The organism is Carnobacterium sp. (assembly GCF_040274425.1).
Genome location: NZ_JBEMBC010000140.1, coordinates 1 through 4,071, shown reverse-complemented (window position 1 = coordinate 4,071; position 4,071 = coordinate 1). Strand labels below are relative to the sequence as shown.

5 protein-coding genes are annotated in these 4,071 nt (G+C 37.0%); all 5 read right to left on the bottom strand.

What is annotated here, in order from left to right:
• Positions 1 to 156: cation transporter (locus ABS911_RS14560; protein ID WP_350468158.1), on the bottom strand; the 156-nt coding region annotated here is incomplete at its 3' end.
• A gap of 12 nt (positions 157 to 168) precedes the next feature.
• On the bottom strand, positions 169 to 624 hold the full coding sequence (tcrY, locus tag ABS911_RS14555; RefSeq protein ID WP_350468157.1) for a copper-responsive transcriptional repressor TcrY: 456 nt from the start codon (positions 622 to 624) through the stop codon (positions 169 to 171).
• 561 nt (positions 625 to 1,185) lie between these two features.
• Entirely contained in the window at positions 1,186 to 2,076 is an 891-nt protein-coding gene (locus tag ABS911_RS14550) for a fructose bisphosphate aldolase (protein ID WP_350468156.1), read from the bottom strand.
• 132 nt (positions 2,077 to 2,208) lie between these two features.
• Positions 2,209 to 3,213: a type I glyceraldehyde-3-phosphate dehydrogenase gene (gene gap / locus ABS911_RS14545; protein WP_350468155.1), complete on the bottom strand. Its 1,005-nt coding sequence runs from the start codon at positions 3,211 to 3,213 to the stop codon at positions 2,209 to 2,211.
• Between the two features lie 407 nt (positions 3,214 to 3,620).
• Positions 3,621 to 4,071 (bottom strand): YdhK family protein (locus tag ABS911_RS14540; protein WP_350468154.1); only part of this gene is annotated, 451 nt, incomplete at its 5' end.

Below are 4,071 nucleotides of genomic sequence, written 5' to 3'. Positions count from 1 at the left end.
TGAAAAAGTTGGTTCATCGTACTCTATACTTAACTTCTCTGTTGCTAGGTTCACGGAAGCCTGTGTGACCCCACGTACTTTTTTTGCCGCTTTTTCTACTGTCTGCGCACAAGACGCACAGGTCATACCTTCTATGGCAAACGATTTATTCTCCAATTTTTTCGCTCCTTATTCTCCATGATGATGTAAATGGCAATCGCATTGTCCTTCTGAACACTGACAATCCACTTCTTCTACTGCGAAAGCTTTTTTCATCTCTAATATTTCTTCTAGTCGCTGGATATCATCGAAGCTTAAGACATGATCTTCAATGATACTCCCTACTACATTCCCGACATTCTTTCGACAAATACGATCGAAAATATCGTTTGTAAAACTTCTTACCGCTTCTTTCTCTTCGATATTTGCCGAATAAATATATTTTCTACCTTCTTGTTCTGTATTCAGTACGCCTTTTTCCACGAGTCGACCTAAGAGCGTTTTGGTTGTCGCTTGTTTCCAGTCCATTTTCTCTCCCAATGTAAAAATGACTTCTTTACTAGTCACTCGACCATTCGCCCAGACTACTCGCATAACTTCCCATTCAGCATCGGTTATATGAAGGTCTACAGCTATAGTACTCATATTCTCTCTCCCTTTCGTTTACGCGCGTAAGCATTAATGTTAAATAGAGTTTACACTAGTAAACGATCATTGTCAAGAGTTTATGTAAATGAATAATTTGTGATGTATTATTTTTTATAACTTTTTAACTTTCGTTTCGATGCGACACGCCTGACGAAAATATGGATTGTGTTTTAGTTCATTAATTAGGGATTGGATCGTCGGACACTTCTCTTTTAAAAAAACACCGAAAATAAGCTTTTTCAGAATGTCGGCGGATAGACATCCCACTGTACGGGTTTTCCATCCCCCGATTTCATTTTGATTACAAATTTGAGCCTAACAGGCTCAATGGGTCACAGCATCGCAAATTATTCATCTACAAACTATTTCAGCTTTAAACACAAAAAAAGCAAGGTGAGAGCCCTGCCTTTTTGCGTCTTTATCGGACTATAATTGTATGAGTAGCTCATTGGGGAGTACCGTCTTAAAATCTAGGAGAATGATATGCTACTCTCTGTCTATACTATAACTCGAATGTAAGTTCTGGTATCTGAATATTGGAAGTTTTTTTGCAAAGATTTAGTTTTTTACAACAGAAGCTTCATAAATAGAATCCACTGCTTCTTTTAGTTTTGCATCAAAGTCTGCATCACTTTGATTAACAGATAAGTCCTGCGTAAGCGCCCGTGAAAAACTTGCTATAACATTGTCATTTTGACTAAGTATTTCGTTCGCTTCGTCTGTTTCATAACCACCTGATAAAGCAACAACACGTAAAACTTGTGAATGATCGGCTAATTCTTGATATAAATTAGCTTTCGTTGGGATAGTTAATTTCAACATCACATAATCATCAGTAGCTAATGCATCTAAATGATTTTTAATGGATTGGTTTAAATATTCCTCAATTTGTTCTTTATCTTCAGAATGAATATTCACTTCAGGTTCAACGATAGGAACTAAGCCAGCATCAATTATTTCTTGAGCAACTTGAAACTGCTGGGTGACTACATCATCGATGCCTTTTTCATTATATGAAAGAATGTTTGAACGCATTTTTGTACCAAACATATTTTGTTCTTTTGCTTGTTTAAGTAAATTATTAAGTCCTGGAATTGGCCTCATTAATTGTACGCCATGTTCTTCCTCTGCAAGTCCTTGATCTATTTTAATAAACGGAACAATTCCTTTATCGCTTAAATAATCTCCAGCATATTGACCTTCTATCCTATTATTCATCGTATGTTCAAATAAAATCGCGCCAATAATTTTATCCGGAGTAAAAGATGGAGATGTGATGATTCGTGTACGCATTTTGTGAACAAGATCAAACATTTCCTCGTCATTTGAGTACTGGTTTTCACTGACCCCATAAGCATTCAGAGCTTTTGGTGTACTACCACCGCTTTGATCAAGTGCCGCGATAAAGCCGTCTTTATTCTTTATAGTATCAAAATGTTCTTGATTCATTGATAAACTCCCCTCCATAGATTTTCTGAAATTCCCATAGTTATCCTTCACTAATTAGTTTATTAAAAATTTTCATCCTATACCGCCGATTTCATTTTTATTACAAATTTGAGCCTTATGCATATTTTTTAATTATTTATTTAATCGAGAAACATATTCTGTTAAACGCACCAAATTAGAAACAAAACCATGTTCGTTATCGTACCAAGCAACTGTTTTAACCAATTGTCCCCCATTTGCATCTAATACTTCTGTTAACGTTGCATCAAAAACGGATCCATGTGTAGTCCCCACGACATCGGAGGAAACAATTTCATCCTCAGTGTACCCATATGAATCATTCGCGGCTGCCTTCATCACTTCGTTAATCTGATCAACGGTTACCTCTTTATCCAACACCGAGAATAGTTCTACAAAGCCCGCAGTAATGACAGGAACCCGTGTGGTGGTACCCGTAATGATCCCTTTAACCTCTGGAATGACTTTTCCTAATGCGTTGGCAGCGCCAGTCGTAACAGGAATAACATTTTGAGCACCTGCGCGACTTTTACGTCCCCCGGGAGCATCTTGCAAGTTTTGTGTCGCTGTATAGGCACGCGATCCTGTCATCAGGCCTCGTTGAATCCCAAACTCGTCCACTAATACTTTTGTCATTAAGGCTAAACCATTTGTCGTACAGGAAGCGGCGGAAATAATTTTGTCACTTGGACTCAAAATTTCTTGGTTGACACCAAAGACAACAACTTTCGTTTCTTCATCTTTAGTTGGTGCTGAAATAATTACTTTTTTAGCTCCAGCGTCTATGTGTGCCTGTGCTTTTTCATTAGTTGTGTAAAAGCCTGTACACTCCAAAACGATATCAATGTCCAAATCGGACCATGGTAGTTTTTTGGCATCCTTTTCTTCGAATGTTTTAACTTCTTTGCCATCAACCAGAATTGAATCGCCTCTTGCCTCGATATCATAAGGGAAAATCCCATATGCAGTATCGTATTTTAAAGAGTAGGCTAAATCCTCATTATTTGTTAAATCATTTACTGCAACAACCTGTAGTTCTGAGTCCCTCAACTCTTTAATACGGCGAAATGCTAAGCGTCCAATACGACCAAACCCATTAATTGCTATTTTAGTAGTCATTATATTCCTCCATTTAATTTTTTAATTATGTACTATTTTTCTTAATGAATATGTGCTGGTTATCCTTAATTAGCAGCCAAAGTTTAACATTAACCCCTCCTATACGTCTACTTGTGTAAACCATAAGTTGACTTTAGTTTACATTAGTAAATGATAGCTGTCAAGAGTATTTTTTAAATAGTTTTTTTCGTGATCTTACTCTTACAAGTCTTCGAGATTCTTAAAATATCTGATAGAAGTTATATAAATGAACAAGTGAATTATAATAATTCCTTCTGATATTGTTATTGATATATATTTTAATTTAACAATGAACATAAAATCCCTATACATAAGAAGGTATCACTAAGTCTTCTCATATACAGGGATTTTTTCTATATTTAATTGATCGCACATTTTTTGGATTATTATTCTTGACCTAGTTCCTCTTCAGTCAGCCACTTATGATTACGAACAACTGCTCCGCCATCTGTTGGTTGGTAATCCACCATATAAACATTCGTAGTTACAGCGTCATCAATTATTGCAGTTGCTCCTTCCATACCTTCCATATGGTTGGCTTCTAATGTCACTTCTTCTCCAGGTTCAAATGCGCCTTTGGTTGACTCAGAAATTTCTTCGTGGATAACCCAGCGATGATTTTCCTCTCGTTCTCCACCATTGGTTGGATTGAAAGAAACTTCATAAGCCGTCGTAGCAAATACGCCAGAAACAGTTGCTTCGGCACCTTCCATTCCAGGCATATGACCGCGCTGAAGAATAACAGATTCTCCTACTTCGTACATCGGATTTTCAGCTTCTTCCAAGCTTTCTGTAATTTCTCCCGACTCATCATGCTTCATATCTCCCATATTATCC

Bases quoted from the DNA above. Each gene is read 5' to 3' on its own strand.
- tcrY (WP_350468157.1), bottom strand. From the start codon at position 624: ATGAGTACTATAGCTGTAGACCTTCATATAACCGATGCTGAATGGGAA.
- ABS911_RS14550 (WP_350468156.1), bottom strand. From the start codon at position 2,076: ATGAATCAAGAACATTTTGATACTATAAAGAATAAAGACGGCTTTATC.
- gap (WP_350468155.1), bottom strand. From the start codon at position 3,213: ATGACTACTAAAATAGCAATTAATGGGTTTGGTCGTATTGGACGCTTA.